The 21,118-nt window shown below is 62.9% G+C and carries 17 protein-coding genes; 12 read left to right on the forward strand and 5 right to left on the reverse strand.

Annotated elements, in window-relative coordinates; genetic code table 11:
- The 6 genes from AC1DTQ_RS13615 to AC1DTQ_RS13640 all read left to right on the forward strand — a co-directional run bounded on the left by AC1DTQ_RS13615 (window position 1) and on the right by AC1DTQ_RS13640 (window position 8,431).
- On the forward strand, window positions 1-2,034 hold the full coding sequence (locus tag AC1DTQ_RS13615; RefSeq protein ID WP_477850270.1) for a DUF3857 domain-containing transglutaminase family protein: 2,034 nt from the start codon (window positions 1-3) through the stop codon (window positions 2,032-2,034).
- Complete coding sequence (locus AC1DTQ_RS13620; RefSeq protein ID WP_477850271.1) at window positions 2,031-4,313, forward strand: tetratricopeptide repeat protein; 2,283 nt, start codon at window positions 2,031-2,033, stop codon at window positions 4,311-4,313. The genes AC1DTQ_RS13615 and AC1DTQ_RS13620 overlap by 4 nt, the downstream gene beginning before the upstream one ends.
- A 206-nt stretch (window positions 4,314-4,519) precedes the next feature.
- A complete protein-coding gene (gene pyk, locus AC1DTQ_RS13625; protein WP_477850272.1) occupies window positions 4,520-5,986 on the forward strand; it encodes a pyruvate kinase in 1,467 nt (488 codons plus the stop codon).
- Between the two features lie 152 nt (window positions 5,987-6,138).
- A complete protein-coding gene (locus AC1DTQ_RS13630) occupies window positions 6,139-7,143 on the forward strand; it encodes a class I fructose-bisphosphate aldolase (protein ID WP_477850273.1) in 1,005 nt (334 codons plus the stop codon).
- Between the two features lie 245 nt (window positions 7,144-7,388).
- Window positions 7,389-7,775, forward strand: coding sequence for an SMU1112c/YaeR family gloxylase I-like metalloprotein (gene gloA2, locus AC1DTQ_RS13635; RefSeq protein WP_477850274.1), 387 nt, complete (start codon window positions 7,389-7,391; stop codon window positions 7,773-7,775).
- A 50-nt stretch (window positions 7,776-7,825) separates the two neighbouring features.
- Window positions 7,826-8,431 (forward strand): ribosomal protein L7/L12, encoded by a 606-nt coding sequence (locus tag AC1DTQ_RS13640; RefSeq protein ID WP_477850275.1) that lies wholly within the window; start codon window positions 7,826-7,828, stop codon window positions 8,429-8,431.
- A gap of 145 nt (window positions 8,432-8,576) precedes the next feature.
- Here the strand turns inward: AC1DTQ_RS13640 and cysK are convergent, their stop codons facing one another.
- Both cysK and cysG read right to left on the reverse strand, forming a co-directional pair.
- On the reverse strand, window positions 8,577-9,536 hold the full coding sequence (cysK, locus tag AC1DTQ_RS13645) for a cysteine synthase A (RefSeq protein WP_477850277.1): 960 nt from the start codon (window positions 9,534-9,536) through the stop codon (window positions 8,577-8,579).
- A gap of 21 nt (window positions 9,537-9,557) precedes the next feature.
- A complete protein-coding gene (cysG, locus tag AC1DTQ_RS13650) occupies window positions 9,558-11,060 on the reverse strand; it encodes a siroheme synthase CysG (protein ID WP_477850279.1) in 1,503 nt (500 codons plus the stop codon).
- 167 nt (window positions 11,061-11,227) lie between these two features.
- Between cysG and AC1DTQ_RS13655 the strand changes: the two genes are divergently transcribed.
- From AC1DTQ_RS13655 to AC1DTQ_RS13665, 3 genes are all read left to right on the forward strand, one after another.
- Window positions 11,228-12,211: a LysR family transcriptional regulator gene (locus tag AC1DTQ_RS13655; RefSeq protein ID WP_477850280.1), complete on the forward strand. Its 984-nt coding sequence runs from the start codon at window positions 11,228-11,230 to the stop codon at window positions 12,209-12,211.
- Between the two features lie 90 nt (window positions 12,212-12,301).
- Complete coding sequence (locus AC1DTQ_RS13660) at window positions 12,302-12,718, forward strand: hypothetical protein (RefSeq protein WP_477850282.1); 417 nt, start codon at window positions 12,302-12,304, stop codon at window positions 12,716-12,718.
- Window positions 12,719-12,760: 42 nt separating this feature from the next.
- Window positions 12,761-13,807, forward strand: a complete 1,047-nt coding sequence (locus AC1DTQ_RS13665) for an XVIPCD domain-containing protein (protein WP_477850283.1) — start codon at window positions 12,761-12,763, stop codon at window positions 13,805-13,807.
- A gap of 74 nt (window positions 13,808-13,881) precedes the next feature.
- Here the strand turns inward: AC1DTQ_RS13665 and AC1DTQ_RS13670 are convergent, their stop codons facing one another.
- On the reverse strand, window positions 13,882-15,405 hold the full coding sequence (locus AC1DTQ_RS13670; RefSeq protein WP_477850285.1) for a S1C family serine protease: 1,524 nt from the start codon (window positions 15,403-15,405) through the stop codon (window positions 13,882-13,884).
- A 190-nt stretch (window positions 15,406-15,595) separates the two neighbouring features.
- On the opposite strand from AC1DTQ_RS13670, the gene AC1DTQ_RS13675 reads away from it, so the two are divergent.
- The 3 genes from AC1DTQ_RS13675 to AC1DTQ_RS13685 all read left to right on the forward strand — a co-directional run bounded on the left by AC1DTQ_RS13675 (window position 15,596) and on the right by AC1DTQ_RS13685 (window position 17,946).
- Window positions 15,596-15,844, forward strand: coding sequence for a DUF1272 domain-containing protein (locus AC1DTQ_RS13675; RefSeq protein ID WP_477850287.1), 249 nt, complete (start codon window positions 15,596-15,598; stop codon window positions 15,842-15,844).
- Between the two features lie 355 nt (window positions 15,845-16,199).
- Entirely contained in the window at window positions 16,200-17,567 is a 1,368-nt protein-coding gene (locus AC1DTQ_RS13680; protein ID WP_477850288.1) for an esterase-like activity of phytase family protein, read from the forward strand.
- Between the two features lie 130 nt (window positions 17,568-17,697).
- Window positions 17,698-17,946 (forward strand): DUF1272 domain-containing protein, encoded by a 249-nt coding sequence (locus AC1DTQ_RS13685; RefSeq protein ID WP_477850289.1) that lies wholly within the window; start codon window positions 17,698-17,700, stop codon window positions 17,944-17,946.
- 54 nt (window positions 17,947-18,000) lie between these two features.
- Here AC1DTQ_RS13685 and AC1DTQ_RS13690 read toward each other — a convergent pair whose 3' ends face one another.
- Complete coding sequence (locus AC1DTQ_RS13690; protein WP_477850290.1) at window positions 18,001-19,347, reverse strand: acetamidase/formamidase family protein; 1,347 nt, start codon at window positions 19,345-19,347, stop codon at window positions 18,001-18,003.
- Window positions 19,348-19,470: 123 nt separating this feature from the next.
- Window positions 19,471-20,901 carry an MFS transporter gene (locus AC1DTQ_RS13695; RefSeq protein ID WP_477850291.1) on the reverse strand — a complete coding sequence of 477 codons (1,431 nt, stop codon included), beginning with the start codon at window positions 20,899-20,901 and terminating at the stop codon, window positions 19,471-19,473.
- Window positions 20,902-21,118 lie beyond the last annotated feature (217 nt).

Below are 21,118 nucleotides of genomic sequence, written 5' to 3' on the forward strand. Positions count from 1 at the left end.
ATGCAGCGGATCATCATGGCAATGCTGCTGTGGGTGGCAGCGACGGCGCAGGCGACGGAAACCCATCGCCGCGGAGATTTCCAGTTCGAGGTCGGGCCTACTCCCGATTTCGTCATCAGCAAGCCTATCCCCGACAAATGGGATGCGAAGGCCCCTGGCGCGGACGAAAAGCGCTGGCGGTACTGGCGCTACGAGGTGCAGTCCGACCGCCGCGGCGGTCGCGACGAAGTCTACGTCGACTATGCGTTCGAACCGCTGTCCGCCGCCCATTTGGGGGACGCGGGCAGATTCAAGATCTCGTTCAATCCGGAATACCAGAGGCTGGTCATACATCGTGCTGACTTGCGCCGCGACGGACGCTGGAGCGATCGTCTGGCCGCGGACAAGGTTTCGCTGGCGCGTCGCGAGGCCGGTTTCGAGAACGATCTGTCCGATGGCGTGGTCACCGCGCTGATCGTGCTGGAGGACGTGCGGGTCGGCGACGTGTTGCGGATCAGCTATTCGGTGATCGGCAGCAATCCTGTGATGGCCGGACAGGCCTCGGATTGGATACGGTTCGCGTCGGCAAATCCGATGCTGGACTCCAGCCTGCGCGTGCTGTTCGAGCCTGACGCGCACCCTCGCATCTATCGCAGCAACGGATCGCCTGAACCCATCATTCGGAAGACCGCCTCGTCGGTGGAAGTGTCGATGCGCGCCACCGCGCGCGCGGCGGTGATCGATGAAGAAGGCTATCCGGTGTGGTTCCAGCCCTACCCCCAGGCGCAGGTAGCGCTGGACCAGAATTGGGCCGACGTGGTGGCCTGGGGCTTGCCGTTGTATCCGCCAGTGCGCGAACTGCCCGCGGAGCTGGAATCGAAGCTGGAACAATGGCGGGCGCTGCCGGACGAACACGAACGCATGGCTGCGGCCTTGCGAACGGTGCAGGATCAGATTCGCTATTTCGGCGTGGAAATGGGCGAGAACACGCACCGTCCCGCAGCTCCGTCGCAAACCTGGCAGAGGAGGTACGGCGACTGCAAGGACAAGGCTTATCTGCTGGCGGCGCTGTTGCAACGCATGGACATCGAAGCCGTACCCGCGCTGGTGTCGATCGACCGTGGCCGTGGGGTGGCGGATTTCGTTCCTTCCGCTTCGGATTTCGACCATGTGATCGTACGCGCCACCCTCAAGGACCGCGTCCTGTGGCTGGATCCGACCCTCATCCAGCAGGGTGGGGATCCAGCGACAGTGGACTTGAGCGTTTACGGCATGGTGTTGCCGCTGACGCCGGGCGGCACCGCATTGCAGGCGGTGGAGCCGCCGCAGACCGTGCTGAAATCGACCACCGTCCAAGAGCGATATGAGGTTCCCAAGAACGGAACGGAAGTGAAACTTTCCATCGAGACGGTATTTCAGGGCGCCGCCGCCAATTATGTGCGCCGCTCCTTCGCCTCCGAGCGCGCCGACGAAATGGCCCGCCGCTATTCCGATTACTACCGCAAGCGTTTCGGCGAACTGTCGGTGTTGTCGGGAGCGGCGTTGGAAGACGACCGCCAGACCAACCGCATCAAGCTCAACGAAACCTACCTGCTCAAGGCTCCTTTCCAGGAGGTGGGCGCCAACAAGGCGATCGACCTCTTCGCCGAATCGATGCAATCCGTTTCCATCCTGCCTTCTTCGATGGCCCGCCAGGGCCCTCTGGATTTCGCCATGCCCGGCAAGTATTCGCATGAGATCAAGGTGGTCTATCCGAAAGGATGGCAACCCACCTTCGTTGGCGATGCCATCAGCCATTCTTCCAGCGCATTCGACTATCGGCGCAAGATCACCGTTGGACCCGATCAGGTCGACGTGCGTTACGACCTGGACGTCAAGCAGCGGGAGCTCGCGGCCGGGGAAACTTCGGTGCATATCGATCAGATTCGCATGGTCCGCGACGATCTCTCGACCCGGTTGAGTTTCGCGCCGACCGCGCCCAGCAGCGGCAAGGAGCGGGAGCAGCGCATCAAAGCGCTGCTGCGCACGATGGAAACGGAAGGGGAGTCGAAATGAAGGCGGTCGCGCGTTTCCGTATTTGTGCGTGTCTGGTGCTGGCGTTGCCTTTGCATGCATTGGCAGCGTCGGCGGTCGTGAGCGTGGACCGGGTGGCGCAAGCGCCCGAGGAAGCCTGGAGCGAATTCCTGCAGTCCAGCGATTTCGACACTGCCTATTCGGCGTATGCGACGCTGGAGAAAATCGGTTACTCCGCTGAAGGGATCGATGCCGAGGCTTGTCGCGAACATCGTGCAGAGCTCGATGACGCTGTAGGTAAGGCCCCCGTAAGCGTGGCGGTCCTGCGCGGAGCGCTGCTTTGCGCGGAAGGCACGGGCGAAACGGAGAAGGCGGAAAAGCTCGAGCAAGCCTTGCTGGCGCTTTCCAAGGAAGCCTTGAAGAACGGTCGCCAGCAGCCGTGGCCGAAGCCGATCCGCGTCTTGGGACCGGCGGATGTCTATGCACTGCTGAATATGGCAGGGTTGAAAGTAAGCAACGAATATTTCGATCTGTACCGTCCGGAACGGCACTATCCGCTGGTGGTGGCGGCTTGGGACGAGGAGAAAGGCAGGGAAACGCGCCTGGTATTCGACTATGTGGATCCGGTGGCTACCCTGAAAGGCACCAATGAATACGCTGGTTATCCGTACTACCGGAATCTGCTGGTCGATTTCTATCTGGATGCGCAGGCCGGCGCCAAGCAGCTCGCCGCGGTCGACCAGCAGGCCATGAACATCGCCAGAGAGACCGCAGGCGCGCAAGCCAAGGTCAAGGCGGTGCGCATCAGCGCGGGATACGGCGGCATCCAGTCGTTGCGGCTGTGGACGACGCTTTGTACCGCCTCGCCCTTCGAAGGTTGCGCGGACGGGCTGGCGGACATCTTGATCGACCTGTCGGAGAAAAAGCAGGCGGTGCCGATGACTCTGCTCGCTTTCCTGCATGCCGAAGGGGTCGGCGTGAAGCGTGATGCCGCCCTGGCCGATCAACTGCTCTCGGCCGCCAGCCACTTGTGGAACGAAGAGGGCGTCGCCCTCGAATACCTCCATATGGCCGACATGACCGAACGTCCCAAGGCCGCCGAGCGAAAGGTGCTGGCCGAGGCCATGCGCAAGCCTGCGATCGTGGCAGCGAAAGCGGCGCAACGCATTCTCAAAGGGGAAAAAGCGCTGTCCGATGCCGAGGTGCAGGCGTTGTCGGCAGCGGGCAGCAACGGCATCGGCGCGGGTCAGTCATGGTTGTCCGAACATTGGCGCCAGCTGGAAAACGAGGATCTGCGTATTGCTTCGCTGCGTCTTGCGGCCGAGGCTGGCGATGCATACGCGCAAAGTTCCTATGCGTTCCACCTGTTGGGAAAAGATTCGTCGCCAGCGGACCGCGATCAGGCGCAGCGATGGATGCGAAGCGCGGCATTAGGCGGCAACGCCGCCGCCATGAAGTACCTCTCCCAGCAGGAATATCTTCAGCACAACTGGAAATCCGCCGCGCGCTGGCTGATGGCGGCGGTGGGATCGAACGATAGCGACGCCATGCTCCAGCTCGCGCAACTCTATGAGCAGGACCATCAGGACGCCGGCCAGACCGTCAAGCAGGCATTCGACTGGTATGTGCTCATGGCAGGCGACGACGATGCGCAGGAGGCGCGCCGCCGGGCAGCTCGTCTTGCCATCCAAGGCAAGGGGACGCCCAAAGACACGGCGAAGGCACTGCAATGGCTGATGCAGGATGCGGAAGCCGGCGATACCACGTCGCAGATGCAATTGGCTCTGGCCTATCTCGACGGCGACTTCGGTGCGGATCAGCGCAAGAGTGCGCAGATCTGGATCGACCGTGCCATGGCATCGGACGACAACGATCCGAAAATGGGTTATGCCGAATGGCTCTTCCATCGCAGCGGTGCGGCCGAAGACCGCACGCGTGCGGTAGGGATCTGGGAAGCGCTGGATAAAGCGGGAGAGCCCTGGGCGGTGAACAACATGGCCTGGGCCTTCTGCACTGCAGTCGAGCCTTCCGCGCGCAACGTCGAGCGGGGCGCGGAGCTAGCCGAAGCGATACTGAAAAAGCCGGACCTTATGGCGCCTTTTCTGGACACCGCAGCTGCCTGCCTGGCCGCGGCCGGGGATTATTCGCGTGCGGCGGAGACGCAGCGAAGGGCGATCTCGAAATATGCCGCGTACTGGGGCTGGGACGCCGATACGGTGATCAACGACAGCAAGGACGAGGACGGCTACACGACCAGACTCAAGCTCTATCAACAGGGCAAGCCCTACGTCGATAAGCGAAGCTCGGAACCAGAGGCATGAGCAGGCCTCCGAACCTCGGCCCCAACATCGACGCCGCAACGTCGCACGGCAGCGATTGGATACCATTTAAATACCAATAGAGACTGCCGGAGTCAGGTTTGTCTCGCGACAATCCGGCCATCTCCTGATTCCGGTATGGAATGGCATCGTAGTGGTCTCGTTGATGTGCTAATTTCCCCGGCTCTCAGAGAGGGGAGCCTCAATCCGTGACCGACCGCCAACGCCGCACCAAAATCCTCGCCACCCTTGGTCCCGCGACCGACCCGCCCGGCGTGCTGGATGATTTGTTCCGCGCGGGTGTCAACGTAGTGCGCCTCAACTTTTCCCACGGCGATCCTTCCGGCCAAGCCAAGCGCGCCGCGGCCGTGCGCGCTGCCGCGCAACGCGCAGGTGCCGAGGTCGGCATCCTGGCCGACCTTCCGGGTCCCAAGATCCGAATCGAAAAATTCGCCGAAGGCAAAGTCCGGTTGAAGACCGGAGACCGCTTCGACCTGGTCGCCAGTGCCGATGCGCCCTTGGGTGACGTCAGCCAGGTGGGTGTCAGCTATCTGGGGCTGCCCGGCGACGTGCAGCCCGGTGACGTGCTGCTGCTCGACGATGGCTTGATGCAGCTGCGGGTGGAATCCGTGGAAGGCGAGCGTATCGTCAACACGGTGTTGAACGACGGCATGCTTTCCGACCGCAAAGGCTTGAACAAGCAGGGTGGCGGACTATCGCTGGGCGCATTGACCGAACGTGACAAGGAGTTGATCGGCATCGTCGCCAAGATCGGCGTCGACTTCATCGCCGTCTCGTTCTGCCGCAATGCCGAAGACATGAATGAGGCGCGCCGCATCGCGCTGAGCCACGGCTGCGATGCGGCGCTGGTTTCCAAGATCGAACGCACCGAAGCCATCGAGAACCTGGCCGAGATCATCGATGCCAGCGATGTGGTGATGGTGGCCCGTGGCGATCTGGGCGTGGAAATCGGCGACGCCGAACTGCCCGGCCTGCAGAAGAAGATCATCCGCGAGTCGCTGGCGCGCAACAAAGTGGTGATCACCGCCACCCAGATGCTGCAGTCGATGGTCGAAAGCCCCATTCCCACGCGCGCCGAAGTGCTGGACGTGGCCAACTCGGTCATCGACGGTACCGACGCGGTCATGCTGTCGGCCGAAACCGCTGCTGGCGCGTATCCGGTCAAGGCGGTGGAAGCGATGGCGCGCATCTGCCTGGGTGCGGAAAAACAATTCCAGATGGATACCGACTTCGAGAAAGCGCCGCGCAACCTGGAACGCGCCGACCAGGCCATTGCCATGGCTACCATGTTCCTGTCCGAGCACATCGGTGTGCGCGCCATTGTGGCCATGACCGAATCGGGCGGCACCGCGCGCTATCTCTCTCGCTTCCGTTCCAGCGCCCCGATCTACGCGTTCTCGCGCCATGACGGCGCGCGCCGCAAGATGGCGATGATCCGCGACGTGTTCCCCATCGCCTTCGACAGCCGCGGCCTGGCCCCGCGCGAAGCCGCGCGCGATTCGCTGCGCATCTTGCGCGACCTCAACCGGCTGGTTCCCGGCGACCGTGTGATCTTCACTAGCGGCGACCATATGGAACAGCACGGCGCGACCAACACGCTGCGCTTGTTGCAGCTGGGGGCCGACGGCAAAGCCGAAGGATTGGGCGAGCTGTAGAACTCTCGTGGGAGCGGCGTCCCGCCGCGAGCTCTTTTGGCTTGAGGGTAAGAGAGCGTGGTGAAACCGCTTGCAAGTGCTGGGTGAAGGGAAGGGCGACAGCGGGCGGGCTATAATTCCGGCCCCTTTCCCAGCCGCGCCCCAGGAACCTCATGAGCATCGAACAGCTTGCCGAAACCGCCCAGGCCATGGTCGCCGCGGGCAAGGGCATCATCGCGATCGACGAATCCACCGCTACCATCGCCAAGCGCTTCGAGAGCGTCGGCATTCCCAACACCGAGGAAAACCGCCGCGCCTACCGTGAGATGCTGCTGACCACACCCAAGCTGAGCGATCACATTTCCGGCGCCATCCTGTACGACGAAACCCTGCGCCAGTCCACTAAGGACGGCGTGCCGTTCGCCAAGTACATGGCCGCCAATGGCATCATCCCCGGCATCAAGGTCGACAAGGGCACCCACTCGCTGGCCGGCTGCCAAGGCGAAGTGGTGACCGAAGGCCTCGACGGCCTGCGCGATCGCCTCAAGGAGTACTACGCCCTCGGCGCGCGCTTCGCCAAATGGCGTGCGGTTATCAACATCGGCGACGACATTCCTTCCGGCACCTGCATCGAAGCCAACGCGCACGCGCTGGCCCGCTACGCGGCGTTGTGCCAAGAAGCCGGCCTGGTGCCGATGGTGGAACCGGAAGTACTGATGGACGGCGACCACGACATCGAAACCTGCTACGAAGTGACCGAAGCCACCCTGCGTGCGCTGTTCGGCGCGCTGTACGAGCAGAACGTGATGCTGGAAGGCACCATCCTGAAGGCCTCGATGGTCGTCGCCGGCAAAGACAGCGAAGAGCAAGCCAGCATCGATGAAGTCGCTGAGGCCACGGTCATGTGTCTGAAGAGCACTGTACCGGCGATCCTGCCGGGCATCGTGTTCCTGTCCGGCGGCCAGAGCGACGAAGACGCCACCGCGCACCTCGATGCGATGAACCGCCTCGGCAATCTGCCGTGGCCGTTGTCATTCTCCTACGGCCGTGCCATGCAGTCGGCGGCGTTGAAGCTGTGGTCGCAGGATCTGGTCGGCAACTTCGGCAAGGCGCAGACCATCGTGCATGCGCGCGCCAAGGAAAATGGCATGGCGGCGCTGGGGCAGTGGGAAGGCTGAAGCAGTACCTTTTTGAGCCCCTCTCCTGCGGGAGAGGGGTTGGGGTGAGGGTACGGCGGAGTGGTGGCGGTGAACGACGGATTTAGCGACAGGTGCGTATTCCGCTTCTTGTACGTGTCCAGTTGTTCCATTGATTCTCCTCCGACGTACCCTCATCCGCCCCTTCGGGGCACCTTCTCCCGCAGGGAGAAGGGTTGTAGCAAACGCCGGCCCAGCGCCGGCGTTTCCAATTGGGAAACGCAATCATGAAAATCTCCGGCATCCACCACATCGCCATCATCGCCTCGGACTATGAGCGCTCTAAGCGCTTCTACACCGAAGTGCTGAGTCTGAAGATTCTCGCCGAGGCTTACCGAAGCGAACGCGATTCCTGGAAGCTGGACCTGCAGGTTTCCGACGGCGTCCAGATCGAGCTGTTCTCGTTCCCTTCGCCGCCGCCGCGCGTCTCGCGGCCGGAAGCCTGCGGCCTCAGGCATCTGGCTTTCGTGGTGCCCGACATCGAGAAGGCGATCGCCCACCTGCGGGATCATTCCATCGAGGTGGAACCCGTTCGCGTGGACGAATACACCGGCAAGCGCTTCACCTTCTTCGCCGATCCGGACGGATTGCCGCTGGAGTTGTACGAGGTCTAGCCGCGCATCGATGCGCTATGGTGTCGACACCTTCCGGTCGATGCCTACCCATGTCCCGTGAAATACGCATTCCCGCCGAAGCGGCGGCCGCCCTGGCCAGAGGCGCGCGCATCGAGGCGATCAAGCTGGTGCGCGAGGCCAATCATGGCGTGGACCTGCGTGGGGCGATGGAGGCAGCCGATGCCTTCGCGTCCGGCAAGCAACGCTTTCCCATCGATCCGCCCGCGGCGGTCCCCACTGCCTCTTTCGATGGCTTGCCGGCGGAAGCACTGGCTGCGTTGTCGCGCGGCCAGTTGATCGAGGCGATCAAGATCGTCCGTGCCGCCACCGGGCTCGGCTTGAAGGAAGCCAAGGATCTGGTGGAGCGATATCGCGATGGGCAAACGCCCGTGCGCGACGAAGCGATGCGCGCCAAGCTGGAAGGCATTGCCCGCAAGCACGGCATGAAATTGCCCGAAGCCGCCCTCACCGCTATGGAACGCGGCGACCTGAAGGCTGCGATGAATCTGGTTCGGCAGGCCAAGGAGTCGGCTCCGCACGCCGTGGGCACAGCGCGTGGCGCCCATACCGTCAGTCGTGAAACCAACCGGTATGGCTGGTTGTGGGCATTGCTGGTGTTGGCGCTGTTGGCTGGCGGCTATCTGTTGCTGGGATAGCGAAACCCCGCGACCCATCGCCTTGTAGAGCCGAGCTTGCTCGGCTGCTCTTCAGAAGGAGGTGCGGGTAAAGATCAAAAGCAGCCGAGCAAGCTCGGCTCTACAAAGGTACGCGTGGCCGTAAGGATGCCTGAGCCTTTGAAGCTCAGCCCAGCGACGACAACCACTCGTCGTCGGAGCCTTCGTTGACCCCTTCGAACAACGGCGTGGAGAAATAGCGCTCGCCGGTATCGGGCAACACGGCCAGCAATACCGAACCTTCGGTCGCGGTTTCGGCCACCTGCAATGCGGCTGCTACGGTCGCGCCGGCGGAGATGCCGACGAAGATGCCTTCCTCGGCGGCCAGGCGGCGTGAGGTGGTGATGGCGTCGACGTCCGCGATGGGCAAGATCTGGTCGGCGACTTCGCGATTAAGTACTTCGGGAATGAAATCCGGCGTCCAGCCCTGGATCTTGTGCGGCGACCACTCGTTGCCGCGCAGTAGCGAGGCGACGGCGGGTTCGGCGGCGGTGATCCTCACTTCGGGACGCGCGACTTTCAGCACTTCGCCCACGCCGGTCAGGGTGCCGCCGGTGCCCCAGCCGGTGACGAAATGATCCAGTCGCAAACCGGCGAAATCGCGCAGGATTTCGGCCGCCGTGGTCTGGCGGTGATAGGCCGGATTGGCGGGATTGGCGAACTGCCGCGCCAGGAACCAGCCGTGCTTGGCGGCGAGTTCTTCTGCGCGCCGCACCATGCCGCTGCCGCGCTCGGCGGCGGGGGTCAGAATCACTTTGGCGCCGTAAGCGCGCATCAGTTTGCGGCGTTCGATGGAGAAGGTTTCCGCCATCGTCGCCACGAATTTGTAACCGCGCGCGGCGGCGACCATGGCCAAGGCCACGCCGGTGTTGCCGGAAGTCGCTTCCACGATGGTGTCGCCGGGTTTGAGCAGGCCCTTGGCTTCGGCGTCCAGCACGATGGCCAGCGCCAAACGATCCTTGACCGAGCCGCCGGGGTTGAACGATTCCACCTTGGCGTAGAGCGTCACGTGCTTGGGCGCGACGTGGTGCAGCTTGACCACCGGGGTGCGGCCGATGGTGTCGAGGATACTGTCGTAGATAGCCATGGGGTTCTCCGTAAGAAAGCGTCAGGCGGCCTGCGGGAGTGTAGGCGCGCCCAGGTTGTCGGAATGTTGCGGGGCGGCGGGCTGCACTGGCGAGGCCAGCGGTGCGGCGCCGAACCAATGCAGCGAGTCCGCGAGTGCGGCCACTTCGCCGAGGATCAGCAGTGCGGGGGATTGCACGCGATGATGGCGCGCGCTTTCCGGAAGCGACGCCAGCATGCCGGTGATCACCCGCTGCTGCGGCCGCGAACCGTTCTCAACCAAGGCAAACGGCAGGTGGGGGTCGACACCGGCCAACAACAGTCGTTCGCGCATCTTTTCCAGCCCGCCCACGCCCATATACACGGCCAGAGTCTGCTTGTCCTGGGCCAGCGCCTGCCAGTCCAGGCCGCTCTCATCTAGTGCGTTCAAAGAATCCTTGCAGTGCGCGGTGACCAGACGCAGCGATTGCGCGTGGTCGCGATGGGTCAGCGGAATGCCGGCATAGGCTGCGCAGGCGACCGCGGCGGTGATGCCGGGGATCACTTCGAAGGCGATGCCGTGGGCGCGCAGGAATTCGAGTTCCTCGCCGCCTCGTCCGAACACGAACGGGTCGCCGCCCTTCAGCCGCACCACGCGCTTGCCTTGCCGCGCATGTTCCAGCATCAGCGCATGTATCTGGTCCTGGCTCATGCTGTGGCGACCGGCAGACTTGCCCACTTCGATGCGGATGGCGTCGCGGCGCGCAAGTTTCAACACATCGGCGCTGACCAGGCGGTCGTGCAGGATCACGTCGGCCTCGTTCATCGCGCGCAGCGCATTCAACGTTACCAGTCCGGGATCGCCCGGGCCCGCGCCGACCAGCGCCACGGAGCCGACCGGCTGCAGCGCTTCTTCGTCGCCCAGCGCCTGCTGCAGATAGACGTCGGCTTGTTCGCCATCCAGACGTTGGCGCAGCAGGCGCGGCAGCGGGCCGGCCAGCAGTTTTTCGAAGAAACGGCGGCGTGCGCCCGGCTCCGGGAATCGCGCGCGGATGCGTTCGCGCTGGCGGGTCAGCAGTTCGGCCAGCGTGCCTAGCGAATCGTCCAGCAGCGTTTCCAGTTGCCGGCGGATATGCCGCGCCAGCATCGGCGCGCCGCCACCGCTGGAGATGGCGATCTGCAAAGGACCGCGCTGCACCACTGCCGGCACGTGGAAGCTGGAGAGTTCGGCGTCGTCCACCACGTTGGTCAGGATGCGCCGGGCAGTGGCAGCGGCGGCCACCGCCCGATTGATCGCGGCATCATCGGTGGCGGCGATCACCAGCCATGCCTCGTCCAGCCAGTCGTCGCTGAATTCGCCGGAACGCCAGCGGATGCGACCGGTCTCCAACCAGGTCTGCAGCCGCTCGCTCAGTTCCGGGGATCCCACCACAGGCAATGCGCCGGCGAGCAGCAGCGCTTCGACTTTGCGCTCGGCCACCGCTCCGCCGCCCACCACTAATACGAGACGATCGCGCAGGTCGGCGAACAGGGGGAATAAGGGTGTGGAAGGGAGCAGCGCGTTCACGGACAGGGCATAAGGGCGGGCTGATGACCCTACGTCCGCTTATATGCAGCTGGAAATGACATGCCGCCCGTTACATATGACGGGCGGTTATAAGATGGAGGCCAGAATTCCTCTACATTCACCTGCCCACCTCTATTTGCAGGAGCCACCGGGCTTCGAGACTACCGATGACGCTGACCCAACTCCGCTACCTGGTGGCCATCGCCGACGCCGACCTCAACATCACCCTGGCCGCTGCGCGCGTGCACGCCACCCAGCCGGGCCTGTCCAAACAGCTCAAGCAGTTGGAGGACGAACTGGGCTTTCTGCTGTTCGTGCGCAAGGGCCGCAGTCTGGAGGCCGTTACTCCGGCCGGCGGCGAAGTGATCCTGCGCGCCCGCGCGGTGCTGGCCGAAGCCAATAACATCCGTACCTATTCGGCCAACCAGCGTCGCGAAAGCCAGGGCCAGCTGATCCTGGCCACGACCCACACCCAGGCCCGCTTCGTGCTGCCGCCGGCCATCGGCCAGATCAAGCGCGCCTATCCGCAGGTCAGCGTGCACCTGCAACAGGCCGGCGAAAGCGCCGCGCTGGATCTGTTGAGCGAAGGCGATGCGGATATCGCCGTCATCAGCACGGCCGGCGACGAACCGCAGGCCGGCATCGCCGTACCGTTGTACCGTTGGCGGCGGCTGGTGGTGGTGCCGCGCGGACATGCGCTGGACAAAGCCGACGTCATTCCCAGCATGGCCGACCTCGCCACCCAGCCGCTGATCAGCTACGAATCCTCGACCCGGCCCGAATCATCGCTGCAGCGCGCTTTCGCCAGCGTCGGCTTGCAGCCCAGCATCGCGCTGACCGCGTTGGATGCCGACCTGATCAAGACTTATGTGCGCGCCGGCATGGGCGTGGGGCTGCTGGCGGAAATGGCGGTGACCTCGGCCGATACCGACCTGCGCGCCTGGGCCGCGCCGTCGGCGATCAACGAATGCATCGCCTGGGCGGTGCTGCCGCGCGAACGCGTACTGCGCGACTACGCGCTGGAACTGGTGCACGTGCTGGCGCCGCAAGTGGATCGCCGCGACCTGCGACGCGTGCTGGATGGCAATCAAGCGGCGGATTGGCCGGTACCGCCTACTTGGGAATCGTTGACGCAGACGATTACGAGTTGAAGAAAAATCCGTGCTCGCCGTCTTCCGCGAGTTGCCGATCAACCGGTCGTTTCGTAAGCTGTCGATCTGCGCCGACAAGGGAGTATGTCGATGAAGGCCTCGAGAGGGATAACAGTTCTGGCGCTGACCGCTCTGACGGGTTGTGGCTTATACGAATCGGTGGTCGGTGTGCCGAGGGCCGTGGCGACCGTGCAGGCGCCCCCCGCAACCGGCGTGGATCGGGTTTTTCAATGCACCGAAACCAGCATCAAGCATTTGGCCCAACCCGATAGTTTCTGGCGAAGCGACGTAACGCGCCGGGATCCCGACGAAGGCATCCTCGAAACAGGCGATTTCGACAAGGCCAACGTGGGCGGTTTCAGGGCGAAAATCACTTTCGATAAGCAGAGCAACGAAATCAGGATCGATCTGAAAGGCGCAGGCGCCTACTACGAAGATATCGGCGTGGAAAAATCGGTCGCGGACCTGAAGAGGGAGATGCAAGGCTGTTTGCAAGCGCGTGCGTGAGGGCGTATTGGAAGTAACCACAATTGCTAAGGATGGAAACTAATGCCTAATTACACTATCGAAGCCCGTTCGCTGGGAGTGGTGGGAGTCGCCAGCCATGATTTCTGGGTCTTGCGCGACGAGAACGGAAAGGCGCTCGACGAATTGCACGGTTTGGCGACAGACCGTAAAACCAATATCCCCCAGCCGATCGGCACGGACGAAGAAAAGCATTCTCTAAGGATCTGGAATTTTCCGCACGATCCCGGCTACGCCAATAGCATCGACGCCAAGGCGACCGGGCTGACCTACATCAAGAACGATCAGACCCACATGACGGTTCTCGATGCGCCCAAGGAAGAGGTGCTGGCGCGATGGAATGCAGCGGTGGCAGCGAAAGAGCCGCTGAACGCGTTGGATTTGAATTATCCGAATCTTGGCTTCAAGGTTTTCGGCGATACCGTGAACAGCAATTCCGCCTATCGGACTCTGGGCGAAACCATGGGCGTGGCCGTCAAGGATTTTCCAGGCGTTGTGGAGCCTGGAATCGACAACCGCATGACCACGAAAGAACAGATCGAGAAGTTGCGGACGCACGAGTATCCCGTTCTCGACAAGCCTATGGTCAACGATCAGGGGCAGTACAAGGAACTTCCGGACAAATCGTCCGCCTTGCATCCTTCGCATCCCGAGCACGCCGATCACACGCTGTACCAGCAGGCTTTGTACGGCGCGAATCAGGCGAAAGTGCCGGCCCAGGAGAATTCCGGCGGCACCAACGAACCGATGGCGGCCAGCTTGACCGTGCTCGCCAAGCAAGCGGGCTTGAGCCGCATCGATCATGTCCTGCTGAGCGAACAAAGGGCCGGCCTGAAAGCGGGGGAGAATGTGTTCGTGGTGGAAGGAAATCCCGGCGATCCCGCGCATAACCGTGCGCAGATGAAAACCCAGACCGCACTGGAAACACCCCTGGGGTCCTCGCTCGGTCAGTTGCAAGCCCTCAACGAATCGCCGATGCAGCGTTCCGAAAGCAAAACCAGCCAGCTGGCGATGGAGCAACCAGGAAAACTTCCCGACCAGGAAGCCCTGCGACGCACCCTGTCCGCTTAGACGGCGCAGGAGGACTTCAATCTGTCTTTCCAGGGGGCAGCGTTCCTCCGGATAGTGCGACTACCCGCCGTTCTTCAAGGCGACGGCTTCCACTGCACGTCTTGCAGCTTCGGCCATGCCTTGCGTTCGCCTGCCCACGCCAAGCCCATCAAGTTGCCATCGGCGATGCAGTTAGCTCGAGCGTACAAATTCTTGCCCGCTGTCGTCGTGCAACCGTAGCCGTTGCTGCGGCTGTTCGTTCCGGCGCAACTGCTGTCGGTGACGGGATCGGCAGGCAAGTCCGGCGCAATGCTGCGTACCTGGGCCAGGAACTGGTCGCGCGCTGCGGCGATTAGCGTGTTCATGTCGCCGGGACGGGTTTCGGTCCAGATCGGCGAATACCAGGCTTTGCGTTTGGTGTTGACCGCTGCAAAGCAGTACATGGGTTCAGCGGAAGCCATTGGCGTTGCGACGTTGTTTGCGGCAGGTTGCGCCCCGTTCGAGGCAATGGTTGGCGGAATTGGCGTATCGACTGCCGATCCGATTTCCACCGACAATTCCAGCATCTTGCGCTCGCGCCACACCTGCAGCGGCGCTTTGAAACCAGGACGCAGCCGCGCGACGATGATAGGCAAGTCGGACGCCTTGTCGACCGATTGCCCGGCGACCTCGAGCACCACATCGAGCGGTTTGAGTCCGGCTTTTTCCGCCGCACTACCTGGGATCACCTGCACCACCATTGCTCCCCGCGCAGGTTGCAGCCCTAGCGCTTGCGCCAGCGTGTCGGTGACCGTGTCGATCGCCACGCCAAGCCTGCCTTGAGCTACAGGTGGTGCCACCGCAGTCGCAACAAGGGTCGGCGTCGTGGGTTGCGGCGATGCTGTCACGGAAGGAATCCACGCCAGATCCACAAAGCGTAGATTGAAACCGCTGAACAGCCTGCGATATTCCTTGCGGCTCTTTTCCGCCTCGGCCAGCGTGTCCTTGAACACGCACATCGTTCCTAGATCCGACACGCCGTGGCCGGGCAGAGCGGTGCGTTTGAATTCGTCGGTGTAGGCGTCGGTTTGGTTGTAGACGGCCATGGGGTCATCGCCCCGCACTGGTTTGTCGAAAACCAAGCTGGCCACCGTCTTGCGCACGTCCGGCTCGACATCGGTGACATAGCAGTAGAAATATTTGTTGGAGACAGCGGCTTTCGCCATTGCCGTCTGTGGATTCCACGGCTTGGGCGTCCACGCCACTTCCTGCCACTTCGAAGCCCAGAGCATGATCCGCTTGGTCCAGTCCTTACGTTGCTGTGCGCTCATCGCTTCCAGTTCGGCACGGCTCGCGGTCGCGGGAAAACAGCTCTTATCGCCCGAACCACCCATGCCGCCGATATACGTATGAAACTCGGTCGCCAGTTCCGCGGTGCGCGACATGCCCCCGGCATCGTCGGCCTGATAGCTGAACTCGAATACCGGCGAGGCCCATATCTTGGCCGTGCCCATGCCGCCGCCCGACATGTCGGTGACGGTGCAGAAGGTAAAGGCCTTGGACGTCGCCGTTTGCGTGCGGCCCGGCAAGGGCGCAAGCGCCATGAGCGAACAGAGAACAACGGCCGCGATACGCGTCATGGATCGGTTTCCCCTGGATTGGTTTGGTCGGCATGCTGCGATCGCATGGCCGTTACGGCGTCCCCACGCCGTCTTCGCACACTAACCGGTATCTCTCAGGCTTGCCATCACACGGACGGCAAGGAAGCGGCATGGATGACAGGCACGGATGCGACAATCGCAGCAGGCCCGTCCAGCCTTGGAGGAAGTCATGCTTCAGATGAGACCCAACTGCGAATGCTGCAATGCCGATCTGCCGTCCGACTCGTCCGAGGCGCGGATCTGTTCCTTCGAATGCACCTTCTGCGCCTCGTGCGTCGACACGGTGCTGGCAGGCAAGTGCCCCAACTGCGGCGGCGGTTTCTCCGCACGTCCCGCGCGCGCTGCGCACTTGCTGGCGAAATATCCGGCCTCCACCGAGCGCGTGCTCAAACCGGAAGGCTGCGGCCGCGTGGCCTGAGCGTCCGGCGTTTGAAGACCCAGGCCGCACTGGGAACACCCCTGGGGTCGTCGCTCGGTCAGCTGCAATCCATCAACGAATCGCCGATGCAGCGTTCGGAAGGCAGAAGCAGCCAGCTTGCGATGGAGCGACCAGAACGACTTCCGGATCAAGAAAATCCGCGGCGTGGCCTGTCTGCTTAGTGCTGCAAGTTGGGTGGGCAAGCGCGGGATTCGGCGATCAGGTGGCGGACTGTCCAGCGCGTGCCGCCGACCTGGGAATCGTTGACGCAGACGATTGCCAGCTGAGGCATTCCGTCATGTTGTTGCAATAGGCCCTGCCTAACTTGGTCATTTCCCCCATTCGGATGATGGCCATGATCCGCACCGCCGCCACTGTTCTGCTGCTTGCTTCCGTCATGCCCGTGTCCGCCGCCGAATGGGCGCTGATCAACAAGGTCGAGACCCCAGCCACCACCCGCGATGCTGTCCGCATGCCCAAGGACGTGGCTGATTCGGCCAACCTCAATCGTTTCGGTTTCTATTCGGACCTGGTCTACGACGCGAAAAGCGGCTACTGGTATGCCCTGTCGGATCGCGGCCCGGGCGGCGGCGTGATCGATTACGCCACCCGCGTTCAGCGCTTGCGGATTCCATACAACGACCGCACTGGCGCCATTGGCCAGCCGGTGGTCGAGAAAACCATCCTGTTCAGCGGCGAGGATGGCGCGGTATTCAATGGCCTGAATCCACAGCTGCTCAACAACGATGCCGCCAAGCTGGGTCTGAGCTTCGATCCGGAAGGCCTGGCCATCGGCAAGGGCGGCCATTTCTTCGTGGCTGACGAATACGGCCCCAGCCTCTATGAGTTTACTTCCAGCGGGAAATTCATCCGTGCCTTACAGACGCCTGCCAACCTGGTGCCGCGGACCAGCACCGATGCGCGTGATTACGTCAACGGCCGCCCGACCATCGTGCATGGCCGCCAAGACAACCGTGGCTATGAAGGGCTGACTTTCAACAAATCCGGGAACAAGCTCTACGCCGTGATGCAGGATCCGTTGGTCGACGAGGGCAGCAGCAACGATGGCCGTCGTAGCCGCAACCTGCGCGTGGTCGAGTTTGACGTGGCCAGCGGCCGCGTCAGCGCGCAATACGTTTACCCGTTGGAGTCGGTTGCCACGCTCAACGCCATCGACCCTTCCACGAGCGATGATTTCTCTGCCACCAACCAAGGCCGCAGCATAGGCCTGAGCGCGATCCACGCGCTCAGCGATACGGATTTCCTGGTGTTGGAGCGCGACAACCGCGGCCTTGGCGTCGAGCCAACGGCAGCCCCGTTGCACAAGCGCGTGTATCGCATCTCGATTGCCGGCGCTACCGATGTGTCCGGCTTGTCCCTGGCTGGCAGCAATAACCTGCCGGCGAATGTGGTGTCGGTGAGCAAGGTGCAGGAAGTGGACCTGATCGCCGCGCTGCGTGCGTCCGGTGCCCGCGACATCCCGGAAAAGCTGGAAGGTTTGGCGATCGGTCCGCGCTTGACCAACGGGCGGCATCTGGTGCTGATCGGCAGCGACAACGACTACAGCGTCACCCAGACCGGCGCCGGTGAGCAGTTCGAGGTATGCGTCAACCGCAGCACGGGCGAGCGTGTATCCGACGTGCCGCTGGATGGTGCGTGCCCGGCAGGCATGAACCGCATCCCGGGAACCCTGCTGGCGTTCGCGGTCGATTTCAGCCGCTGATCGATCCACGCTGGGCATCGATCGATGGAATCCGCTAGGCGGGTTCTGTCCTACGGGTTCTCATTCCTCGATGTGGGTCCCGCACTTGCTGGTGCCACAATGTTCCGCACGCCACGTGACGGGGGAAGCCATGCTCCAGTTGAGGCCCAATTGCGAATGCTGCAACGCGGATCTGCCCCCCGACTCGTCCGAGGCGCGTATCTGTTCCTTCGAATGCACCTTCTGCGCCTCGTGCGTCGACACGGTACTGGCGGGAAAATGCCCCAACTGCGGCGGCGGGTTCGCTGCACGTCCTACGCGGGCTGCACTCCTGCTGGCGAAATATCCGGCCTCCACCGAACGCGTGCTCAAGCCCGAAGGTTGCAGCCGCGCGGCCTGAGCGCCCGGCGTTCTGGAATCTGACGTCTGGCGCGCCGCTCCGGCTTGGCTTCGCTCATTTCTTTGTCTTTGCCGGATCCGCATTGCCCGACCTTTCTGCGCCTGCCTCCGGCGACAGCGTCCGCAATACGGATTTGTCCAGCTTTGCCGCCATGCCGACGCTTCGCCCTGCCAGATTGGCCACCACGTAATGCACCGAGCTGCCCATGACCTGCGCGCATTCGGAAAGGGTCAAGCCATAGTCCTGCTGCAGCCATTGGACCATACCCGAAGTCGCGGCGCGTAACGCATCGTCCAGCGAACCCGCCTGGCCCAGGGCCATGATCTGCGCATCCGATTCCACACGCGGCGTGGCGATGTTCTTTTTGCGGATCACGTCCACGCCGATCTCCACGTCCATCGACGTTTCCAATCCGTACTGCGAGGTTTCGCCGTCGCCCTGCAAAGCGTGCGCGTCGCCCAGATAGAGCAGGGCGCCAGGTTGCGACACCGGCAGATAGACCGTGGCGCCTTCGCGGATCTCGTTGAAATCCATGTTGCCGCCGAATCGGCCGGTGTCGCCGGTAGAAATGGGCGCGGAGCCGAATCCCGGCGCTACCGCCAGACCACCCAGCATCGGACGCATGGGCACCGAAAAATCCTGCAGGCGAGACGAAGGGGATTCCGGATGCGCCATGCCGCGTTCGAGATCCAGTTTCCAGCGCACCGGCTTGCCCAGTTCCGTCGCCTTGGCGGCAAGCGCGGGCGAGAGCGCGCGGCCGACCAGACTGTCCAGGCTGTCGGCGTAATCGCGATTCAAGCGCAGGCGTTTGATGCGGATGACCAGGACGTCCCCAGGCTCCGCACCCATGACGTAGAACGGTCCGGTTTGTGGGTTGCCGAAAAGCGCTTGCGTCTTGCCATGCCGGTCCATGCCGCCCGAGTCGAGCGTCGTGGTGTGCAGACTGTCTCCTGGCCAGAGGGTCAGAACAGGCGCGCGATGGGGAGAGAACTCGTTCGAGTAGCTGGCGGGAACAAACTCGTGCCGTTGCGGCGAGCCGTTCGCCCGTTGCGGAAGGCGTCTTGCGGTAAAGGCGTGCGTCGCCCGCTCGTTCTTGTTGTTGGTGTCGGGGTAGTCGGCGACGCCGGTTATTTGCTCTTGCGTTTGCGTCCCGCTGAAGCGGTAGACCGCAGAGTCGCTTCCGGTCACCACCAACTCCAGAGTTTGGCCCTGGCGGCTCCCTTTCAGCGGATCGCCATCGAAGACGCCGATCAACGGACCTTCTTCATCGGGAAGCTCCAGTAGCTGGTAGGCAGGATTGCCCCACAGATCGGTGGTGACCAACCATTGACCGGTGGATTCGGCTGCCTTGCCGGTTGTTCCCATAGCCAAAAAGAAAAGCAGGAGGAAACGATTTTTCATGGCAATCCAATGTGACTACAAATGTAGTCACATTGTTGGACCTAACGTTCCGGCGGTCAATCCCCAGAGCTTAGGAGATCAAAGTTTGCTTAGGCGATAAGGGCGATCAGTAAGACCCGCACTTCAATTCCCCGGCCGCTGCTCCGGCTTCGGTTCGGTGACTTCCTTGCCGGGCTCGGCCTTGCCCGACATTTCCGCGCCGGCATCGGGCGCCAGCCGCAGCATCATCCACACCGAGCTGCAGGAAATCAGGCCAACGGTGAGGAAGGCGAAACTGAAATTGATCACCGCTTCCAACGGCTGGCCTGTCGCCACGCTGGCCACGCTCAAGGCGTAGCCGCCGATGGTGATGCCGACGGCCAGCGACACCTGCTGCGCCATCGCCGCCAAGCTGCTGGCCTGGCCCATGCGCTCCGGCTCCACGTCGGCGTAGACGATGGCGTTGAGGCTGGTGAACTGCAGCGAGCGGAAGCAGCCGCTGACCAGCAGCACGCCGATGATCAGCGGATAGGGCGTGTCCGCGCGGAACAGGCCGAAGCCGCACAGCAGCAGTGAGGCGATCATCGCGTTGGTGATCATCACCTTGCGGAATCCCCAGCGGCGCAGGATGCGTCCGGCCAGAGTCTTCATGAACATCGCACCGGCGGCCGAGGTGAAAGTGATCAACCCCGATTGCAGCGGGTTGAGGCCGAAGCCCAGCTGCAGCATCAGCGGCAGCAGGAACGGCGTGGCGCCGATGCCGATGCGGAACAGTGAACCGCCCAACACGCCAATGCGGAAGGTTGGCAACTTCATCAAACCCAGGTCGATCAGCGGATGCGGATGGCGGTGCGAATGCGTCACGTAACCCCCCAGCAACCCCGCGCCGGTGAGCAAGCAGGCGGCGGCGACCGGCGTGCTGATCAGATGCCGGCCCATGCTGGCGAAGCCGAACATGGTCAACGCCAGCCCCGTGGCCGACAGTCCGAATCCGCGCCAGTCTAGCGGCCGCGCGCCGCCGCGCAGCATAGGGATGTGCCGCCAGGCCAGGTAGATGCCCAGCAAACCCATCGGCAGGTTGATCAAGAAGATGAAGCGCCAGTTGCTGTAGGTAGTGATCAGGCCGCCCAACGGCGGGCCCAGCATCGGGCCGAGCAGAGCGGGAATGGTCAGCCAGCTCAGCGCCTGCACTAGCTGCGCCTTGGGCACAGTGCGCAGCAGCACCAGGCGTCCTACCGGCACCATCATCGCCCCGCCCATGCCCTGTAGGAATCGCGCGGCCACCAACGTGCCTAGCGACCCGGACGCGGCGCAGCCGACGGAACCGAGCAGGAACACGCCGATGGCAGCCATGAAAGTGGGTCTGGCGCCGAAGCGGTCCGCGACCCAGCCGCTGATGGGAATGAACACCGCCAGCGCCAGCATGTAGGTGGTGAGCGCCAGCTTCAGCGCTACCGGCTCCACGCCCAGGTCTCCCGCGATCATCGGCAGGGACGTCGTGATCGCGGTGGAATCCATGTTCTCGATGAACAATGCGGTCGCGACGATCAGGGGGAGGAGACGTTCCTTTCTCACGAAGGCGAAGCGGATCCGGTAGGCGAGTGGCCGCTATTGTCGCTTACGGATCGTGAAGGCATCGGAGCTCCCCTTCTCCCCTTGTGGCGCCCGAAGGGTGTGCAAGGCTGAGAAGGTGCCCCGAAGGGGCGGAAGAGGGGGAGAGCGAAGTGATCTCCTATCCGTTGTTACGAAAACGATCAGACCTAAATGCCGAATGTTTTAAGAATGGGTCCAT

The organism is Pseudoxanthomonas sp. P4_B2 (genome assembly GCF_056402315.1).